General features: G+C 73.3%; 13 protein-coding genes. 7 read left to right on the top strand and 6 right to left on the bottom strand.

Annotated elements, in window-relative coordinates; genetic code table 11:
• Window positions 1–47: 47 nt before the first annotated feature.
• Window positions 48–3716 (bottom strand): transcription-repair coupling factor, encoded by a 3669-nt coding sequence (gene mfd / locus ACGIF2_RS08165; RefSeq protein ID WP_396045366.1) that lies wholly within the window; start codon window positions 3714–3716, stop codon window positions 48–50.
• A gap of 375 nt (window positions 3717–4091) precedes the next feature.
• Between mfd and ACGIF2_RS08160 the strand changes: the two genes are divergently transcribed.
• The 4 genes from ACGIF2_RS08160 to ACGIF2_RS08145 all read left to right on the top strand — a co-directional run bounded on the left by ACGIF2_RS08160 (window position 4092) and on the right by ACGIF2_RS08145 (window position 9096).
• Window positions 4092–5474 carry a glycosyltransferase family 4 protein gene (locus tag ACGIF2_RS08160; RefSeq protein ID WP_396045364.1) on the top strand — a complete coding sequence of 461 codons (1383 nt, stop codon included), beginning with the start codon at window positions 4092–4094 and terminating at the stop codon, window positions 5472–5474.
• A gap of 144 nt (window positions 5475–5618) precedes the next feature.
• Window positions 5619–6905, top strand: coding sequence for an MFS transporter (locus tag ACGIF2_RS08155; RefSeq protein ID WP_396045362.1), 1287 nt, complete (start codon window positions 5619–5621; stop codon window positions 6903–6905).
• Window positions 6902–7927 carry a hypothetical protein gene (locus tag ACGIF2_RS08150; protein WP_396045360.1) on the top strand — a complete coding sequence of 342 codons (1026 nt, stop codon included), beginning with the start codon at window positions 6902–6904 and terminating at the stop codon, window positions 7925–7927. The genes ACGIF2_RS08155 and ACGIF2_RS08150 overlap by 4 nt, the downstream gene beginning before the upstream one ends.
• The gene (locus ACGIF2_RS08145) at window positions 7924–9096 is read left to right on the top strand and encodes a glycosyltransferase family 4 protein (RefSeq protein ID WP_396045358.1); all 1173 of its coding nucleotides are present in this window, start codon (window positions 7924–7926) and stop codon (window positions 9094–9096) included. The genes ACGIF2_RS08150 and ACGIF2_RS08145 overlap by 4 nt, the downstream gene beginning before the upstream one ends.
• Window positions 9097–9114: 18 nt before the next feature.
• Here ACGIF2_RS08145 and ACGIF2_RS08140 read toward each other — a convergent pair whose 3' ends face one another.
• Entirely contained in the window at window positions 9115–9777 is a 663-nt protein-coding gene (locus ACGIF2_RS08140) for a hypothetical protein (RefSeq protein WP_396045356.1), read from the bottom strand.
• A 195-nt stretch (window positions 9778–9972) separates the two neighbouring features.
• Between ACGIF2_RS08140 and ACGIF2_RS08135 the strand changes: the two genes are divergently transcribed.
• On the top strand, window positions 9973–10713 hold the full coding sequence (locus ACGIF2_RS08135; RefSeq protein WP_396045354.1) for a hypothetical protein: 741 nt from the start codon (window positions 9973–9975) through the stop codon (window positions 10711–10713).
• A 10-nt stretch (window positions 10714–10723) separates the two neighbouring features.
• Entirely contained in the window at window positions 10724–12094 is a 1371-nt protein-coding gene (locus ACGIF2_RS08130; protein WP_396045352.1) for an O-antigen ligase family protein, read from the top strand.
• Between the two features lie 4 nt (window positions 12095–12098).
• Here the strand turns inward: ACGIF2_RS08130 and ACGIF2_RS08125 are convergent, their stop codons facing one another.
• The 4 genes from ACGIF2_RS08125 to ACGIF2_RS08110 all read right to left on the bottom strand — a co-directional run bounded on the left by ACGIF2_RS08125 (window position 12099) and on the right by ACGIF2_RS08110 (window position 16138).
• Window positions 12099–12371, bottom strand: a complete 273-nt coding sequence (locus ACGIF2_RS08125) for an acyl carrier protein (protein ID WP_396045350.1) — start codon at window positions 12369–12371, stop codon at window positions 12099–12101.
• Between the two features lie 37 nt (window positions 12372–12408).
• Complete coding sequence (locus ACGIF2_RS08120; protein ID WP_396045348.1) at window positions 12409–13635, bottom strand: pyridoxal-dependent decarboxylase, exosortase A system-associated; 1227 nt, start codon at window positions 13633–13635, stop codon at window positions 12409–12411.
• A complete protein-coding gene (locus ACGIF2_RS08115; RefSeq protein WP_396045346.1) occupies window positions 13632–15197 on the bottom strand; it encodes an acyl-CoA ligase (AMP-forming), exosortase A system-associated in 1566 nt (521 codons plus the stop codon). Before ACGIF2_RS08115 ends, ACGIF2_RS08120 begins: the two co-directional genes overlap by 4 nt.
• Window positions 15198–15277: 80 nt before the next feature.
• Window positions 15278–16138: a GNAT family N-acetyltransferase gene (locus tag ACGIF2_RS08110; RefSeq protein WP_396045344.1), complete on the bottom strand. Its 861-nt coding sequence runs from the start codon at window positions 16136–16138 to the stop codon at window positions 15278–15280.
• Window positions 16139–16421: 283 nt separating this feature from the next.
• Between ACGIF2_RS08110 and ACGIF2_RS08105 the strand changes: the two genes are divergently transcribed.
• Window positions 16422–18050: a DUF4082 domain-containing protein gene (locus ACGIF2_RS08105; protein WP_396045342.1), complete on the top strand. Its 1629-nt coding sequence runs from the start codon at window positions 16422–16424 to the stop codon at window positions 18048–18050.
• Window positions 18051–18055 lie beyond the last annotated feature (5 nt).

Below are 18055 nucleotides of genomic sequence, written 5' to 3'. Positions count from 1 at the left end.
CGGGACCTGGACACCTGCACGGCACCGGCCCGTGGCGGGTCGCCGTGCTACCTGCCCGATCCCCGGCCCGATCCCCCACCCGTGCCCACCGCCGACGCGGCCGACACGTCACCGAGCACCACCGCGTCGATGAGCTGACGCGCCCACGCGAGCACCTCGGCCCCGTGCAGGGGACGCCCGCCGATACGCGCGGTCGTGGGGAACGGCACCAGGATCGTGCGCACGGTCGGCTTGAGCACGGTGCCCGGGTACAGACGCTTGAGCCGCAGCTGCGCCGACTCGGGCAGCTCGACCGGCGCGAACCGCACGAACTTGCCCTGCGCAGTGACGTCCGCGAGCCCGGCCGCGCGGGCGTGCGTGCGGAAGTCCGCGACCTCGAACAGGTTCGCGACCGCCTCGGGCAGCGGGCCGTAGCGGTCCACGAGCTCGGCGCGCACCTCGGACAGGCCCGCCGAGTCGGCGGCGGTCGCGATCTTGCGGTATGCCTCGAGCCGCAGCCGCTCGTGCGCGATGTAGTCGTGCGGCAGGTGCGCGTCGACCGGGAGCTCGATCGTGACGTCGGGCGCCTCCTCCGCGACCTCGCCGCGGAAGTTCGCCACGGCCTCGCCGACCATGCGGATGTACAGGTCGAAGCCGACCCCCTCGATGTGCCCGGACTGCTCGCCACCCAGCAGGTTGCCCGCACCGCGGATCTCGAGGTCCTTCATGGCCACCGCCATGCCCGCACCGAGGTCGGTGTTCGCGGCGATCGTCTGCAGCCGGTCGTGCGCGGTCTCGGTGAGCGGGCGCTCGGGCGGGTACAGGAAGTACGCGTACGCCCGTTCGCGCCCACGGCCGACCCGGCCGCGCAGCTGGTGCAGCTGCGAGAGGCCCAGCAGGTCCGCGCGCTCGAGGATCAGCGTGTTGGCGTTCGAGATGTCGAGACCCGTCTCGACGATCGTGGTGCAGACCAGCACGTCGAACCGCTTGTCCCAGAAGTCGACGATCACCTGCTCGAGCTGGTGCTCGTTCATCTTGCCGTGGGCGACAGCGATGCGGGCCTCGGGCACGAGCTCGGCGAGCCGCGAGGCGGTGCGCTCGATCGAGTCGACCTTGTTGTGCACGTAGAAGACCTGGCCCTCGCGCAGCAGCTCGCGCCGGATCGCCGCGGTGATCTGCTTCTCCTCGTACGGACCCACGAACGTGAGCACCGGGTGGCGCTCCTCGGGCGGGGTCGCGAGGGTCGACATCTCCCGGATGCCGGTCACGGCCATCTCGAGCGTGCGCGGGATCGGGGTCGCGCTCATCGCGAGCACGTCCACGTCGGTCCGCAGCGCCTTGAGGGTCTCCTTGTGCTCGACCCCGAAGCGCTGCTCCTCGTCGATGATGACCAGACCCAGGTCCTTGAACCGCACGTCGCCCGTGATGAGCCGGTGCGTGCCGATCACCACGTCGACGGTGCCGTCCGCGAGGCCGTCGACGACCTCCTTGCTCTCGGCCGCCGTCTGGAAGCGCGAGAGCGCCTTGACGGTCACGGGGTAGGGCGCGTACCGCTCGGCGAACGTGTCGAGGTGCTGCTGCACGAGCAGCGTGGTCGGGACCAGCACAGCGACCTGCTTGCCGTCCTGCACGGCCTTGAACGCCGCGCGCACGGCGATCTCGGTCTTGCCGTAGCCGACGTCGCCGCAGACCAGGCGGTCCATCGGCACCGGCTTCTCCATGTCGGCCTTGACCTCGTCGATCGTCACGAGCTGGTCGGGCGTCTCGACGTACGCGAACGAGTCCTCGAGCTCGCGCTGCCAGGGTGTGTCGGGCCCGAACGCGTGCCCCGAGGTCGCCATGCGCGCCGAGTACAGCCGGATCAGCTCGGCGGCGATCTCCTTGACCGCCTTGCGCGCCCGGCTCTTGGTCTTGGCCCAGTCCCCGCCGCCCATCTTGTTCAGGCTCGGGGCCTCGCCGCCCACGTACCTGGTCACCTGGTCGAGCTGGTCCGTGGGCACGTAGAGCCGGTCGCCCGGCTGGCCGCGCTTGCTCGCGGCGTACTCGATGACCAGGTACTCGCGGGTCGCCGCGTTGGCCCCCGTGCCGAGCGTGCGCTGCACGAGCTCGACGAACCGGCCCACGCCGTGCTGCTCGTGCACCACGAAGTCGCCCGGGCGCAGCTGGAGCGGGTCGACGGTGTTGCGCCGCCGGCTCGGCATCCGCCGCATGTCCCGGGTCGAGGAACCCGCCCGGCCCGTCAGGTCGGACTCGGAGAGCACAGCGAGGCCGAGTTCCTCGCACACGAAGCCGGGTCCGGCGGGGGCGGGCACCACGAGCACGACGCCCGGCTCGGGCTCGGCGGTGATCGAGGCGACGAGCCGCGCCGGCACGTCGGCCGCCCGGAGCTGTTCGGTCATCCGCTGGGCGGGGCCGTGCCCCTCGGTGGCGAGCACGAGCCGCCACCCGGCGCGCTGGTGCTCGCGCAGGTGCGCGATGGCGCGCGCCACGTCGCCCCGGTAGCGCTCGACCTCGCGGGCCGGGACCACGATCGTCTCGGCCGCGTCGGGGTCCACGAGCGCGGGGCCGGGCGCCGCACCCTCGACACCCGCCGCCGCGTCAGCGTCGAGCGTGAACGGGCTGAGCGTCCACCAGCCGAGCCCGCGCACCGCGGCGAGCGCACGGATCTCGGCGAACGTCGCGAACGAGGCCGCCGAGAGGTCGAGCGGGGTCTGCGCGCCCGCCGCGGCCGACGTCCACGCGGCCGCGAGGAACTCCTCGGTCGTGGCCGCGAGGTCGTGCGCGCGGCGGCGTACACGCTCGGGGTCGGCGAGCACGAGCAGCGAGTCGTCGGGCACCAGGTCGAGCACGGGCACCATCTCGTCGACCAGCACCGGGGCGAGCGACTCCATGCCCTCGACCGCGACTCCCCCGGCGAGCTTGTCGAGCATCTCGGCGGCCGCGGGGAACTGCTCCACGAGCGAGGCGGCCCGCTCGCGCACCGCGTCGGTCAGCAGGATCTCCCGGCACGGCGGGGCCCACAGCCCGTGCGAGGCGACCTCGAGGCTGCGCTGGTCGGCGACCGAGAACCAGCGGATCTCCTCGACGTCCTCGCCCCAGAACTCGAGGCGCAACGGGTGGTCCTCGGTGGGCGGGAACACGTCGAGGATGCCGCCGCGCACAGCGAACTCGCCGCGCTTCTCGACCATGTCGACGCGCTGGTAGGCCGCGGCGCCGAGGCGGTCCGCGACGTCGGCCAGGTCGGCGCGGTCGCCGACGGCCAGCGAGACGGGCTCGAGCTCGCCGAGGCCCGCGACGACGGGCTGCAGGAGCGCCCGCACCGGGACCACGAGCACGCGGATCGGCCCCGCGAGCCCCAGCTCGGTGCTGGGGTGCGCGAGACGACGGAAGACAGCGAGCCGGCGGGCGACCGTGTCGCTGCGGGGCGAGAGCCGCTCGTGCGGCAGCGTCTCCCAGGCGGGCAGCACCGCGACGTCGTCGTCGGGGAGGTAGCAGCGCAGCGCGGCGGCGAGCTCGTCGGCGTCCCGGCCGGTCGCGGTGACGACCACGAGCGGGCGGGGACGGTCCGTGCCGGGCGCGGTGCCCGCGGGGTGGGCGCCCGCGAGCGCGGCGAGCAGCGGGGGGCGGATGCCGGCGGGACCGACGACGTCGACCTCGCCGCGTCCGCGCACGAGCTCGAGCGCACGCGCGGCACCCGGGTCGGCGAGGAAGGCGGGCAGGATTCCGGTGAGGTCCATGGTTCCCTTCGGGCCTGACGCGGGCGCGACGCGTCGGCGTCGCGGCCCGCAGCGACACGGCAGCACGAGTGCCCCGAGTCCAGCGGGACCCGGGGTGCGTCGGCATTCTACGGGCGACGGCTGACAGGCCGCCGTTCGGGGCCCGGCGACCATCAGGGTGAAAACCACCACGATGCGGACAAGGGCCTGTCCGGGGCGCCCCCGACCCGCTACCGTGATGCGTCCCGCTTCTTGCCCTTTTGTCCCGCTTTGCGCCGCCGTGCGCAAGGGGCCTGCGACAGCAAGGTGACCTGACGTGCTCCCGACCCTCGCCCGCACCGCAGCCAGCGCCCCCGCGTCGGGGCACACGTCGCCCGCAGCACCGAGCGCCGACCGATGAGCCGCTCACCGGCCAGGCGGGTGCTGATCATCGTGCAGAACCTCCCGGTGCCGCTCGACCGGCGGGTCTGGCTCGAGTGCCAGGCCCTCACCGCGGCCGGGTACCAGGTCAGCGTGATCTGCCCGAAGGGCCCGGGCGACGAAGCGCGACAGGAGATCGACGGCGTCGCGATCTACAAGTACGCACCGGCGCCCGAGGCGCGAGGGCTCCTGGGCTTCGTCGTGGAGTTCGTCTACTCGTGGCTGCGCACAGCGTGGCTCTCGACGGTGGTGCGCAGGGAGCGCGGGTTCGACGTCATCCAGGCGTGCAACCCGCCGGACACCTACTGGCTCCTCGCGCTGCTCTGGCGGCTGCGGCGGGTCCGGTTCGTCTTCGATCACCACGACCTCAACCCCGAGCTGTTCCTCTCCCGGTTCGGCCACCCGACCACCCCCGGTGCCCGCGCGCAGTACGCGGGCCTGCGATGGCTCGAACGCATGACGTTCCGCAGCGCGCACCGCGTCATCTCGACGAACGAGTCCTACCGGCAGGTCGCGATCACGCGCGGCGGGCTCCCCCCGGAGCACGTCACGGTGGTCCGCAGCGGGCCCGACACCAGCGTGATGCGCCCGGTCTACCCGCCGCCCTCGGTGCGGGCGGGGGCCGACCACCTGCTGGTGTACCTGGGCATCATGGGCCCCCAGGACGGCGTCGACCAGATCCTCGCGGTCATGGACGAGCTCGTGCACCGTCGCGGGCGCACGGGCACGCGTGCCGTGCTGCTGGGCTTCGGCGACTGCCTCGACGACCTGCGCCGGGAGTGCACAGCGCGCGACCTCGACGGCTACGTCGAGTTCACCGGCCGGGCGGACAAGGCCATGATCGCCGACCACCTGAGCGCTGCCGACGTGGGGCTGGGGCCCGATCTCCAGACGCCGCTCAACGACGTGTCGACCATGAACAAGACCATGGAGTACATGGCCTACGCGGTGCCGTCGGTCGCGTTCGACCTGGTCGAGACGCGCCTGTCCGGGGGCGACACCGTGCTGTACGTGCCCTCGGGGGACGTCCTGGCGTTCACGGACGCGGTCGAGCGGCTGCTCGACGACGACGAGCTGCGCCTCGACATGGCGCTGCGCGCGAGGCGCCGGGTCGCCGAGACGCTCGACTGGCAGCCGCAGTCGAGCGCGTACGTGGGGGTGTTCGACTCGCTCGACGGGACCACCGCCCCGACTCGCACACCCGCCCCGCGCCCCGACCCCGAGCCGCCGACCGGACGGCGGTTCGTGGACCTCGACGACGAGGACGAGCTGCGCCGCTTCGCCCTCGAGCGCAGCACCCCGCGGGCGATCACCCGACGCAGCCTGCGCGGCCAGCCCGCCGTGACCGCGCCCGCGTGATGAGCCCGGACCGCACCCCACCGCCCGAGGGCTGACGTGTACCTCTCGCTCCGCGACCGCCCCGCGGGCACGGCCCCAGCGCCGCGCGGCGCCCGCGCCGGTCGCTCGCCCCGCGGTCGGCGCCCGCGAGCGCGGGTGTCGTCGGTGGTCGTCTCGCTCGGCGTGGTCAGCCTCCTGACCGACATCTCCTCGGAGTCGGTGGCCGCGATCCTGCCGCTCTACGTGACCGCGGCGCTGGGGCTGTCGACCATCGCCTACGGGTTCATCGACGGCCTCATGCAGGGTGCCACCGCGCTCGTGCGCATCGCGGGCGGATGGGCCGCCGACCGCGGCGGTCACCCCAAGTGGGTGGCGTTCACGGGCTACGGGCTCTCCGCGGTGACCCGCGCCGGGCTGCTGGTCGCGGGCGGCTTCGCCACGGTCACCGCGCTGGTCGCGGTCGACCGGGTCGGCAAGGGCATCCGCACCGCACCCCGCGACGCGATGATCGCCGCGAGCTCCGACCCCCGCTCGCTCGGCCGGTCGTTCGGCGTGCACCGCACGCTCGACACCATCGGTGCCGCCACCGGGCCGCTCCTCGCGTTCGCGGTCCTGTGGGCCGTCCCCGGCGGGTACAGCACCGTGTTCGTGCTCTCGTTCGGGTGCGCCGTGATCGGGCTGGCGGTGCTCGGCCTGCTCGTGCCCGACGTCCCGCCGCGCCGCGCGGCCTGGCTCGAGAAGCACCGGACGCGCGAGCAGCGCGGGCTGCCGAGCTGCAAGGGCTGCACGTGCCCGGTCGAGATCGCCCCGGCAGCCCGTCCGTTCAGCTGGCGGGCTGTCGTCACCCCCTCGTTGCGTCGCCTCATGGTCGCCGCCGGCGTGCTCGGCCTGCTCACGGTCGGCGACGGCTTCGTCTACCTCGCGCTGCAGGACCGCTCCGGCTTCGCGACCCAGTGGTTCCCGCTGCTGTACGTCGGCACGAACGTCGCCTACATGTGCCTGGCGACCCCGCTCGGCCGGTTCGCGGACCGGTTCGGGCGGGCGCGCGTGTTCATCGCCGGGCACGTGGCACTGGTCGCCGCCTACCTGTGCGCGGGGGTGTCGTCGGACGGTGCTGCGCTCACGTTCGTCGCGCTGGCGCTCCTCGGGGTGTTCTACGCCGCGACAGACGGGGTGCTGGCCGCGGTCGTCGGGCAGGTCGCGGACCCGTCCGCGCGGGGCACCGCGATCGGCACCGCCCAGACCGTCGTCGCGCTCGCCCGGATGCTCGCCGCCGCAGGGTTCGGGCTGCTCTGGTACGCGGTCGGACGCAGCGATGCGATGCTCGTCGCCGCCTGCGTGCTGACGGTCGCCGTCGTGGCCTGCTGGGTCCTGGTGCGCGGGCTCGACGCACCGCAGACCGCCGACCCCGAACCCGCCGGGTCCACCGCTCCCGCCCAGGTGCTCCCGTGAGGCGTCCCAGCCCGCGGGTCGGCGTCCTCGCGCTCGTCGTGCTCCTGGTCGTGGTGGGCGTGGGCGCGTACGGCACGAGGGCGTTCCGTGCGCAGCGGGCCCAGGTCGCCTCGGCCGCGCCCGTCGCGCAGTCCGACCTCACCGAGGTCGAGGCCGGCGCGCACGTCGTCTTTCGCAGCACCGCGCCCGGCGCCGAGTACGGGCACGTCGCGATGGTCGCGCTCGACGACCCGGCAGGGCCGCGCGCCTTCACGTCCGTCGCGTGCGACCGGGTCGACGCCGTACCGACCGCCCGCTCGTGCCTGCGCACAGTGCGCGGCATCGCGACCCGGTTCGAGGCGCAGCTGCTCGACGCGGACTGGCAGCCCGTGCAGACCTGGCCCCTGCCGGGCATCCCGAGCCGCACCCGCCTGTCGTCCGACGGGTCGATGCTCGCGACCACGTCGTTCGTGACCGGGCACGACTACGCCAGCATCGGGTTCTCGACCCAGACCGTCGTCCACCACGCCGACGGGACGACGTCGGGCAACCTCGAGGACTTCGCGCTGACCGTCGACGGGAACCCCTTCACGAACGCGGACCGCAACATCTGGGGGGTCACGTTCGTCGACGACACGACGTTCTACGCGACCGCCGCCTCGGCCTCGGCGGGCACGACGTGGCTCGTCCGGGGCAGCCTCGCCGACCGCACGCTGGTCGCGCTCCGGGAGAACGTCGAGTGCCCGTCGCTGTCGCCCGACGGCACCCGCATCGCCTTCAAGAAGGACGTCAGCACGGGCGCCACCCCCTACTGGTCCATCGGCGTGCTCGACCTGGCGAGCGGCACCGAGGTCGTGGTGGGCGAGCAGCGCGACGTCGACGACCAGATCGAGTGGCTCGACGACCGGACGCTCCTCTACGGCATGGCACGTGAGGGCGACGGGGAGATCGGGGTGAGCGACGTCTGGTCCGTGGCCGCGCAGGCCGACGCGCAGCCGACGCTCTTCATCCCGCAGGCCTGGTCGCCGGCGGTCGTGCGATGAGCGCCGCGACCGACGCGGTCCGCTGCCTCGTCTACGCCCCCTACTCGTTCAGCGGCCGGGGTCCCGCCGAGAGCTGCGCGCAGATCGCCGGGGGCATGGCCGCCGCGGGCGTGCGCACCGAGGTCCACGCCGGACGGCGCCGCTCGGCGCTCCCGCAGGGCGTCCGGGTGCGCGAACCGTTCCCCCTCATCGGCGGCCGTCTGCCCTGGCGCGCCGTCGAGGACGCGGCCCTGCGCCGCCTCGAGACCCGCTTCCGGGCCGTCCTCGCCGACGCGGACCCCCGCACCACCGTCGCGCACTTCTGGCCGGGCACCCCGTCGCGGCTCGTCGCCGAGGCCCGCGACCGCGGCATCCTCACCGTCCGGGAGATGATCAACTCGGCGTGCGCCACCTCCGGACCGATCCTCGACGGCGCGTACGCCCGGCTCGGGCTCGCCCCGGCCCACGCTGTCACCGCCGCGGTGATCCAGGGCGAGACCGAGGAGCTGCGGCTCTACGACCGGTTCTTCGCGTCGAACCCCGAGGTGGAGCGCTCGCTGCTGGCACTGGGCGTCGCGGAGGGCCAGATCCTGCCGACCACGTTCGGCTGGCGACCGGACCGGTTCGCGGGGCAGAGCCCCATCGCGCGCGGGAGCGGCGTGCGGGCGGTCTTCGTCGGACGCATCGGGGTGCGCAAGGGGGTGCCCGAGCTGCTCGAGGGGTGGGCCGCGGCGGACGTCGACGGTGAGCTGCTGCTCGTCGGGTCGGTCGACGCGGAGGTCGCGGGGCTCGTCGAGCAGCACACCCGGTCCGGTCGGGTCCGGCTGTGGGGGTACGCCGACAACCCGGGCGCGGTCTTCGCCGGCTCAGACCTGTTCGTCTTCCCCACCTGGGAGGAGGGCGGCCCGCAGGTCACCTACGAGGCCGCCGGGTGCGGCCTGCCGGTCATCACGACACCGATGGGGGCGGCCCGTCTCGTCGAGCACGAGCGCACCGGGCTCGTCGTCGACCCGGGCTCGCCCGACCAGATCGCCGCTGCCGTCCGCCGGCTCGCCGACGACGTCGCGACGCGCCACGCCTACGCGGCCGCCGCCCGGGCCGCCGCGGCGCGGTTCACGTACGAGCGGGTCGGTGCCGCCCGCGCGGAGCTGCTCCGCGGGGCGCTGTCCGCGCACCGCTCACCCGTCTGAGACTCACCCGTCCGACGCTCACCCGTCTGACACCGCGGCGCCCCCGGGCAGCCCGGCCCTGCGCAGGGCCCGGATCTCGGTCGCGTGCACCACCGCGACGGCACCCGCCCCGCACAGCAGCCAGATCATCGCGAGGGCGCGGACCGTGCTGCCGTGGATGTAGTACACGGCGGCCCGGGCGGGGACCACAGCGGTCGTGATCTTGTCGGAGTCGTAGACCCCCTGCTGCAGCTCGGCGAGCTCGGCGTCGATGCGCTCGAGGAGCTCGCGCTGCCGCTCGCGCACGATCTCGGCCGTCGGGCCGCTCACCTGCACCTCGAGCACCTGCCGGGAGTACACGGTCGACCACTGCCCGCCGTGGTCGGGAAGCTGGACGGACCAGCCGTCACGCACCCCCTGGCCCACGATCGTCGCGGCCGGGTCCGCCATCTGGTTCCACGTGATGTTGCCGTTGACCCGCTTGGCCACGACGCCAGCGGTGATGATGAGATCGCTCGTGGTCGTCTTGAGCACGTTGGGGTTGATCGCGCTCGTCGGCACGAGGAAGGTCACCTCGGCATGCGACCAGTACACCCCGGTGACACCCATGGCGGCGTAGCTCGCGCCGAGACCGACGGCACCCGCGACGAGCACCACGTACCAGCGGCGCACGCACGCCTGCAGCAGGTCCCAGATCGTCACACGGTGCACCTTTCGTGGTCGCCCGAGTCTGGCACGCCACCCCCGCCCGGGACTCGACCACCAGAGTGAAGATATGGTGACGGAGCGGGCGAAAGGCCGTACACGTAGGCATCTACTCCCCAACCGGGCACTAACCTCGAACCACCGCTGCCGACCCGAGCGGCTGGTCACCAGGAACCTCGAACGGGGTCGCACATGGAAATCACCGCCCTCGTCGCGGCCCTGCTGCGACGCTGGTACGTCGTGGTGCTCGGCCTGCTCGTCACGGCCGGCCTGGGGTTCGCCGCGTTCACGGCCGCCCCCCCGACGTACAGCGCGGCGGGGAGCGTGCTGCTCCTGCCGCCGAGCGCCGCGGTCACCCCCGGCTCCAACCAGCTCCTGCAGCTCGGCGGGCTCGAGCAGCCCGCGTCGCTCGTGGTCGCGTACGTCGCGGGCGACGACGTCCGCGAGCTGTTCGCCGAGGAGTACCCGGACGCGACGTACGACGTCGTGCTGGACCCCCTCTCGCGCGGGCCCCTCATCATGATGACGGTCGAGGCCCCCACGGCGGACAGGGTCATGGAGGCCCTGGACGGTGCGCTCGCGACGGTGCCGTCGGCGCTCGTCAGCCTGCAGGACCAGGTCGCCGCACCGCCCGCGTCACGCTTCCTGTCGATGCCGCTGGCCGTGGACAACGAGCCCACCACCGTGACCAAGGCGACGCTGCGTGCCCTCATCGCCGCGGTGGGCGTGGGTCTCGCGCTCACGCTCGTCGGGGCGGTCGGGCTCGACAGCCTGATGCTGCGACGGCAGCGCCGGTCGGGGACCGGCCGGCGGACCGCACCGACCGGGCAGCCGCCGCGGCCCGAGCCGACCGTCGCCCGCACGGTCGCCCCCGGACCCGAGCTGACCCCGCAGGCACGAGACGACGCACCGTTCGTCGGTCGGCGCGGGTAGCCGCACAGCGATGCCCACACCACCCCCAGCTGCGGTGCACCGCACGGGAGTCCTCACCTGGCTGACCGTGTACGTCGTGCTCCTGTTCGCGATCCCGTCGCGCCTGGTCATCAACGCCCTGGGGAGCGCGGGCGCGCCGTCGATGCTCTTCGGGCTGGCGAGCGCGCTGGTGTGGTTCCTGACACAGCTCTGGCGCCCCGTCGGCGAGCGGCCGTCACGCCGCCCGATCCGGTTGGCGCTCGCGATCTTCCTCGTGAGCACGGGCATCAGCTACGTCGTGGCCATGCTCCGCCCCATCGACCACGACGAGATCAGCCCGGCCGACGTCGCGCTGCTCGTGGTCGTCTCCTGGGCCGGCATCGTGCTGACCGCGCACGACGGGCTCGCGTCCCGGCGCGACGTCGACGTCGTGGTCCGGCGGTTCGCCCTCATGGGGGGGCTGATGGCGCTCGTCGGGCTGGCTCAGTACGTCACGCGCCAGCCGCTCGTCGACCGCATCAGCGTGCCCGGCCTGACCGCCGTGAGCGGTGTCGACGCGTTCTTCCGGGCGGGTCAGGTCCGCATCTCCGGCACGGCGACCCACCCGATCGAGTTCGGGGCGCTGCTGACGATCCTGCTCCCGCTCGCCCTGCACGGCGCCCTCCACCCCGCCGGCCTGGGGATGGTGCGCCGGTGGTTCCCCCCGGTCACGATCGGGCTCGCTCTCGCGCTGTCGATGTCCCGCTCGGCGTACGTCGGGCTCGCCGTCGCGCTCCTCGTGCTGCTGTGCGGCTGGCCGCCACGGCTGCGGTGGAGCGTCGGCGCCGCGGTCGGGATCGGCGGTGCGGCGCTGTGCCTGGCGATCCCTCCCCTGTTCCGCTCGGTGCGCAGCATGTTCGTCACCGCGAAGGAGGACCCCAGCATCACGTCGCGGACCGACAGCTACGCCGTGGCGCTCCAGTTCATCCAGGACGCCCCGGTGTTCGGCCGCGGCATGGGCACGTTCCTGCCCAAGTACCGGATCTTCGACAACACGTTCCTGGGACAGCTCGTGAGCGGCGGCCTCGTGGGGACCGTCGCGTTCGTCGCGATCCCCCTGACCGCGATGGTCGTCCTGCTGCGCCTGCGTCACCGGTGGGCCGACCCGCAGGCGAGCGACCTCGCGCTGTCGCTCACGGCGGGCATCGCGGCCGGCACCGTCGCCCTCGCATTCTTCGACGGGTTCGCGTTCCCCATGACGATGGGGACGTTCTTCCTGACGCTCGGCATCGCGGGTGCTCTCGCGCGGCTGCACCGCGAGGACCCGCCCGACCCGCCACCGATGTCGGCCGCCGACGCGGGCACCACCACCTCGGTCCGCGCGCCGGCCGGTCGCGAGCTGGGGTCGGACGTCCTCGCCTGAGGCGTCAGCTGGCCCCGGAAGCGGTCGCGCCCTCGACGAACTCGACCAGCGACCCGATGCTCTCGAACACCTCACCGGTGATGTCGCCGTCGTCGATCGACAGGCCGAAGCGGCCCTCAAGGGCGGTCACGAGGTCGAGCACAGCGAGCGAGTCGAGCTCGGGCATGCTGCCGAACAGAGCGGTCGACGCGTCGAGCGTCGCGGCACGGTCCTGGATGCCGAGGGTGCGCACGACGACGTCGGTCACCTGGTCGAGGACGGTGGGATCGGTTGCCATGGGACGGGCCTTTCGGGTGGGTCGGACCGCGGGAGGGTCAGACGAGGACTTCGACGGGGGCCGGGTGGCCGAGGAACGCGGTGGGACTCGCGGTCAGGCCGTAGGCGCCCGCCTGGAACAGCACGACGAGGTCGCCCACGTCGGCGCGCGGGAGCGTGACACCGTCACCGAGCAGGTCGAGCGGTGTGCACAGGCAGCCGACGACCGTCACCGTCTCGTCGGCGGGTGCGTCGGCGCGCGTGCCGACGACGATCGGGTAGTTGCGCCGGATGACCTGCCCGAGGTTCCCCGACGCGGCGAGCTGGTGGTGCATGCCCCCGTCGACGACCAGGTAGGTGCGGCCTCGTGACTCCTTGCGGTCGACGACGCGGGTGACGTACACCCCGCTCTCGGCCACCAGGTACCGGCCGAGCTCGATGACCACCTTCGCCTCGGGCAGGACCGGGTCGATGCGGTCGGCCACGAGACCGGCGAGGTGCGCACCGACCTGCTCGAGGTCGAGCGGCCGGTCCTGCGCGAAGTACGGGACACCGAAACCGCCGCCGAGGTTGAGGTAGCGCACCGGGTCGGGCGCGTGCTCGGCGAGCTGCAGCACGAGGTCGACGGTGCGGCCCTGCGCCTCCATGAGGATCTCGGCGTTGAGGTTCTGCGAGCCGGCGAACACGTGGAAGCCGAGCACGTCGACGTCCTGCCCGCCCAGCCGGGCCAGCAACGCGGGCACCTGCTCGGCGTCGATCCCGAACTGCTGCGGGCCGCCGCCCATCCGCATGCCCGATCCCTTGACCTGGAAGTCCGGGTTGACGCGCACAGCGACGCGCGGCCGGATGCCGAGCCGCCCACCGGCCGCGACGACCCGTGCGGCCTCGCCGGCCGACTCGAGCTCGATGGTCACGCCGGCCGCGATCGCCTGGCTGAGCTCGGCGTCCGTCTTGCCGGGGCCCGCGAAGCTCACGCTGTCACCGCCGATCGGGGTGTCGAGCGCGACGCGCATCTCGCCCGACGAGGCCACGTCGAGCGCGTCGACGAGCCCCGCGAGATGGTGCACGACGGCGGGCATCGGGTTGGCCTTCACGGCGTAGCCGAGGCTGATCCGCGGGGTCAGCGCCGCGCGCAGGCGCTGCACCCGGGCGGTGACGAGGTCCCGGTCGTACGCGAAGAACGGGGTGCTCCCGACGCGGGCCGCGAGCCGCTCGAGCGGCACACCGCCCACGCAGAGCTGCCCGTCGACGGTCGCGAACGTCTCGGCGGTGGCGAGCGCGGTCACGACGCGAGCTCCGCCCGCAGCAGCGCCCGGTCGAACTTGCCGTTGGGCGAGCGCGGGATGTGCTCACGCACGACGACCGACCTCGGGACCATGTAGGCCGGCAGCCGGCGGCGCATCGCCGCGAGGACCTCGTCGGCGTCGAGCGTCGCACCGCCCGGGGCGCTCGCCACGAGCAGGATGTGCTGGCCGAGCCGCGCATCGGGCATCCCGATCGCGACCGCGTCCCGCACGAGCCCGGTGGCGTACGCGACCTCCTCGACCTCGACGGGGCTCACCCGGTAGCCCGAGGTCTTGATCATCTCGTCGGTGCGACCGACGAAGTACAGGAAGCCCTCCTCGTCGGCCACCACCGTGTCCCCCGACCAGACGACCGTCTCGGGCACGCGCCACGCCCCGAGCGGGTCCGGCAGCGGACGGAACCGCTCGGCGGTGCGTTCCGCATCACCCCAGTAGCCGAGCGCGACCAGCGCGCCGCGGTGCACCAGCTCACCCTCCTCGCCCGGGTCGCACGGGGTGCCGTCCGGGCGCAGCACGAGGATCTCCGCGTTGGGGATCGCGCGGCCGATCGAGTCGGGGCGTCGGTCGATCTCGGCAGGGTCGAGGTAGGTCGAGCGGAACGCCTCGGTCAGCCCGTACATGAGGAACGGCGCGGCCTGCGGGAACAGGCCGCGGAGCCGGTCGAGCACCGTCTTGGGCATGCGGCCGCCGGTGTTGGCGAAGCAGCGCATGGAGCGTGTCGACTCCTCGGGCCAGTCGAGGTCGGCGATCTGGATCCACAGCGGCGGGACGCACGTGAGCGCCGTGACGCCGTGCCGCGCGCAGATGCGTGGGACGTCGGCGGGCAGCAGGTAGTTCATCAGCACCACGTGCGCGCCGACGGCGAACCCGGTGGTCAGCTGGCTGAGCCCCGCGTCGAAGCTCAGCGGGAGCACCGAGAGGATCACGTCGTCGGCGGTGAGGCGCAGGTACTGGCTCACGCTCTCGGCGCCGACGACGAGGTTGCGGTGGCTGAGCACGACACCCTTGGGGCTGCCCGTGGAGCCCGAGGTGTAGAGCACGGCCGCGAGGTCCAGGTCGATCCCGATGGCGGGCGCGTCACCCGCGGGCAGGTCCTCCCAGCGGTGCACGGCGTAGCGCGCACCGGCCGGGGCGTGCACCTCACCCTTGGCGTCGACGACGACCACGTGCTCGACGTCCTCGCAGCCTGCGAGCTCGTCACCCAGCAGGTCGAGCCGGTCGGCCGAGGTGACGAGCACCCGACCGCCGCAGTCGCGCAGCACGTGCCCCACCTGCTGAGGCCGCAGCAGCGGGTTCACCGGGACGAACGCCCCGCCCGCGGCCGACGTGCCGAACAGCGCCTGCACGGTCTCGAGCCGCTTCTCGAGGAAGACGACCACCCGGTCACCCCGGGTGAGCCCGAGCCCGCGCAGCCCGCGCGCGGTACCGAGCACCGACGCCCAGAGCTGCGCGTACGTGAGCGTGTCGTTCTTGTACGTCAGTGCGGGACGGTCGCCGTCCCGGCCGGCGCCGTCTTCGACGACCTGGTGCACGGATACCCTCATGCGGGCACTGTAGTGGGGACGTACGGGTTGATTCAGGAAAAACGGGACCAAACGGTCGATCGTCGGACGAACTCACCCGGTCACCACGGCACGCAGGTCAGCTCGCTGTAGAGGTAGTCGACCTCGGCGGCGCCCGCGCCCGCGCCACGCACCATGGCCGGCCGCGGCGATCGCAGGGCCACGGCGTGCCACGGCGGATCCCCGGTCAGCCGCCGCTCGTCGATCGAGAAGACGATCCCGTGCCGCCACAGCAGGTGCCGGCGGAACCGCCCCGCGACCGCGCCGAACGCCGCCGGGTCGCTGACGTAGAGCACCCGCGCGAACAGCGGCAACCCCTTGCGCCGCACGCGCCGGAAGACGACGTAGCAGGAGCTGCCTCCCGCCACGACCACCACGTGCCGAGCGGCGGCGGCCCGGGCGTGGTCGCGGTGGATCTGCCGGTCGCGCTCCCCGAGCGTGACCTGGATGCGCGCCGGGTCGGTCAGCACCCGGCCGCCGGCCGACCACGGCAGGTGGACGACGAGCGAGCCGCTCGTGTCGAGCCGCACGAAGCCGAGCCGCTCGTTGACCGGCACGACGCTGCCGCTGGGCGACAGGTCGGTGAAGGTGTAGCCCGGCTGGGCGAGCATCGCCCGCAGGAGCCGCAGGCCGTGCGCGCGGTGCCCCTCGAGGACGCACCAGGCGGCGAGGTTGCAGTAGCGCTCGGTGCGCCCGTCGACCCGCCGCTGGGAGTAGAAGGCGCCGTAGACGCCCACGACGTCACCGTCTGCTCGGAGCAGGAAGCCGTGATCCTCCTCGTCGGTCTCCCACGTGGGCAGCAGGCTCTCGGCCCACTGCCGGGCGGACAGCCGCGAGTTGAGATGGGCGTGCAGGAACCGGCCGACGTCGGGCAGGTCGGCGGTGCGCAGGGGACCGAGGGTCACGGTCGGGGTCGAGGGCATCGGGCCGAGTATCGCGCACACCTGGCCATCTAGACATATCGGGCACCTGTCCGGCTTCTCGCAAACTTCTCACGATGTGAGACGCCCTGCGTCTGCCCCGGTGAGAGCGCCGCGATCCCGCCGCGACATGGCCGATCGGGACGCCTGGCGCGCGCGAGAGCCCGCCCACCTACCCGTCCGTGCCACCATGAGGCGCAGATCCACCGTTATCCATCCGAAACGGGACCCAGACAGGCGGACTTCAGCAGCCGAGCCCCTCACCCCTCCAGGAGAGACCCGAGCGATGAGCCAGCACCGCGACACCCCCCCATCCGTACCGGACCGCAGCACCGCACGCCGCCGCAGCCACCTCGCCGTGGCCCTCGTCGTCGGGGCCACGCTCCTGACCCTCTGCGGCGTCGGCGCGTCCGCCACGCCCAGCCCACCGGCCTGGGCCACGAGCGCACAGTCCCTGTGGGGCACCGCGACACCTCGCGCCGCGACGGTCGACGCCGACCTCGAGGCGGTCGAGCTCGGCACCGCCTTCACCCCCTCGGTGAGCGGCGAGGTCGTCGGGGTCAAGTTCTGGAAGACCCCGCAGAACACCGGCAAGCACACCGGGACGCTCTGGTCGAGCAACGGGTCGCGACTCGCCACGGCGACGTTCACCGACGAGACCTCGCGCGGGTGGCAGGTCGTCACCTTCGCGGAGCCCGTACGCGTCACGGCCGGCGAACGCTACGTCGTCTCGTACCACGCCCCTGTGGGGCGCTACGCGCAGATGCAGAACTTCGACGGCGCGAGCACCTCCGACGTGCTGTCGGTCGCGGACCGGCGCAGCGGCGTCTACTCCTACGGCGCGAAGTCCTCGTTCCCGACGAAGACGTGGAACGAGAGCCAGTACTGGGTCGACGTCCTCTTCCACCCGAGCGGGTCCCCCTCGGCCACCGGGACCGCCTCGCCGAGCTCGACCCCGCGCCCGACGAGGACCACAGCCACCCCGGTGCCCACCACGACGCCGTCCCGCACCGCGGCACCCACGCCGACCGCCTCCCCCACGACCGCGACGACGACCGGCCCGCCCACCACGGCACCGACCGTCGCACCCGCGCCGACCCCCACGCGCACGACCACGTCGCCCACGGCCCCGGCACCGGCACCGGCCGCCGGGTTCCCCGACGCGTCGACCACGGGCGTGCCGGCGGGTGTGACCCTGACCCCCTACACGGGGCCGTCGCGGATCACGCAACCGGGCACCGTCATCGACTCCCAGCTCATCACCACCCCGCTGGTCATCACGGCGGGCGCGCACGACGTCACGATCCGCAACAGCCTGATCCGGGCGGACGGGCACTGGCTCGTGCTGAACGACGAGGGCGCCACCAACCTGCAGATCGTGGACACCGAGCTCGACGGCGCGGGCAACACCTCCGGTGACGCGGCCGTCGCGGGTGAGAACTACACGCTCACACGGGTCGACATCCACGGCACCGTCGACGGGCTCAAGCTCGGCGACGACGTCACCGTGCAGGACTCGTACATCCACGACCTCGTCATGACCGGCTCGTCCCACAACGACGGCATGCAGTCGCTCGGCTCCGACAACGTCACGATCGCGCGCAACACAGTGATCGTGCCCGCCGGGTCGACGTCCGCGATCATCCTGTCGACCGGGTCGGCGACCTCGATGAAGAACATCCTCATCGAGGGCAACCTGCTCGGCGGAGGTGCCTACACGGTGTACGGCGGGTACCAGAGCGGGCTCGACGTGCTGTCGCGGGTCTCGGGCGTGGTGATCGCGGACAACCGGGTCACCACCGTCGTGTCCCCGAAGGGCGGGGTGTACGGGCCGCTCGCGTCGGTCGACAAGCCCGCGGTGACCCTGCGGGGCAACGTGTGGCACGACGGCCCGAACGCGGGCCGCCCGCTCTGACCCGC

Source organism: Cellulomonas sp. P22 (genome assembly GCF_044392165.1).
The sequence above is the reverse complement of the archived record's forward strand: the minus strand, read 5'-3'. Positions and strand labels throughout refer to the sequence as shown.

Coding starts and splice junctions, on each gene's coding strand:
- mfd (WP_396045366.1), bottom strand. CDS start 3,716: ATGGACCTCACCGGAATCCTGCCCGCCTTCCTCGCCGACCCGGGTGCC.
- ACGIF2_RS08160 (WP_396045364.1), top strand. CDS start 4,092: ATGAGCCGCTCACCGGCCAGGCGGGTGCTGATCATCGTGCAGAACCTC.
- ACGIF2_RS08145 (WP_396045358.1), top strand. CDS start 7,924: ATGAGCGCCGCGACCGACGCGGTCCGCTGCCTCGTCTACGCCCCCTAC.
- ACGIF2_RS08135 (WP_396045354.1), top strand. CDS start 9,973: ATGGAAATCACCGCCCTCGTCGCGGCCCTGCTGCGACGCTGGTACGTC.
- ACGIF2_RS08130 (WP_396045352.1), top strand. CDS start 10,724: ATGCCCACACCACCCCCAGCTGCGGTGCACCGCACGGGAGTCCTCACC.
- ACGIF2_RS08125 (WP_396045350.1), bottom strand. CDS start 12,371: ATGGCAACCGATCCCACCGTCCTCGACCAGGTGACCGACGTCGTCGTG.
- ACGIF2_RS08115 (WP_396045346.1), bottom strand. CDS start 15,197: ATGAGGGTATCCGTGCACCAGGTCGTCGAAGACGGCGCCGGCCGGGAC.
- ACGIF2_RS08110 (WP_396045344.1), bottom strand. CDS start 16,138: ATGCCCTCGACCCCGACCGTGACCCTCGGTCCCCTGCGCACCGCCGAC.
- ACGIF2_RS08105 (WP_396045342.1), top strand. CDS start 16,422: ATGAGCCAGCACCGCGACACCCCCCCATCCGTACCGGACCGCAGCACC.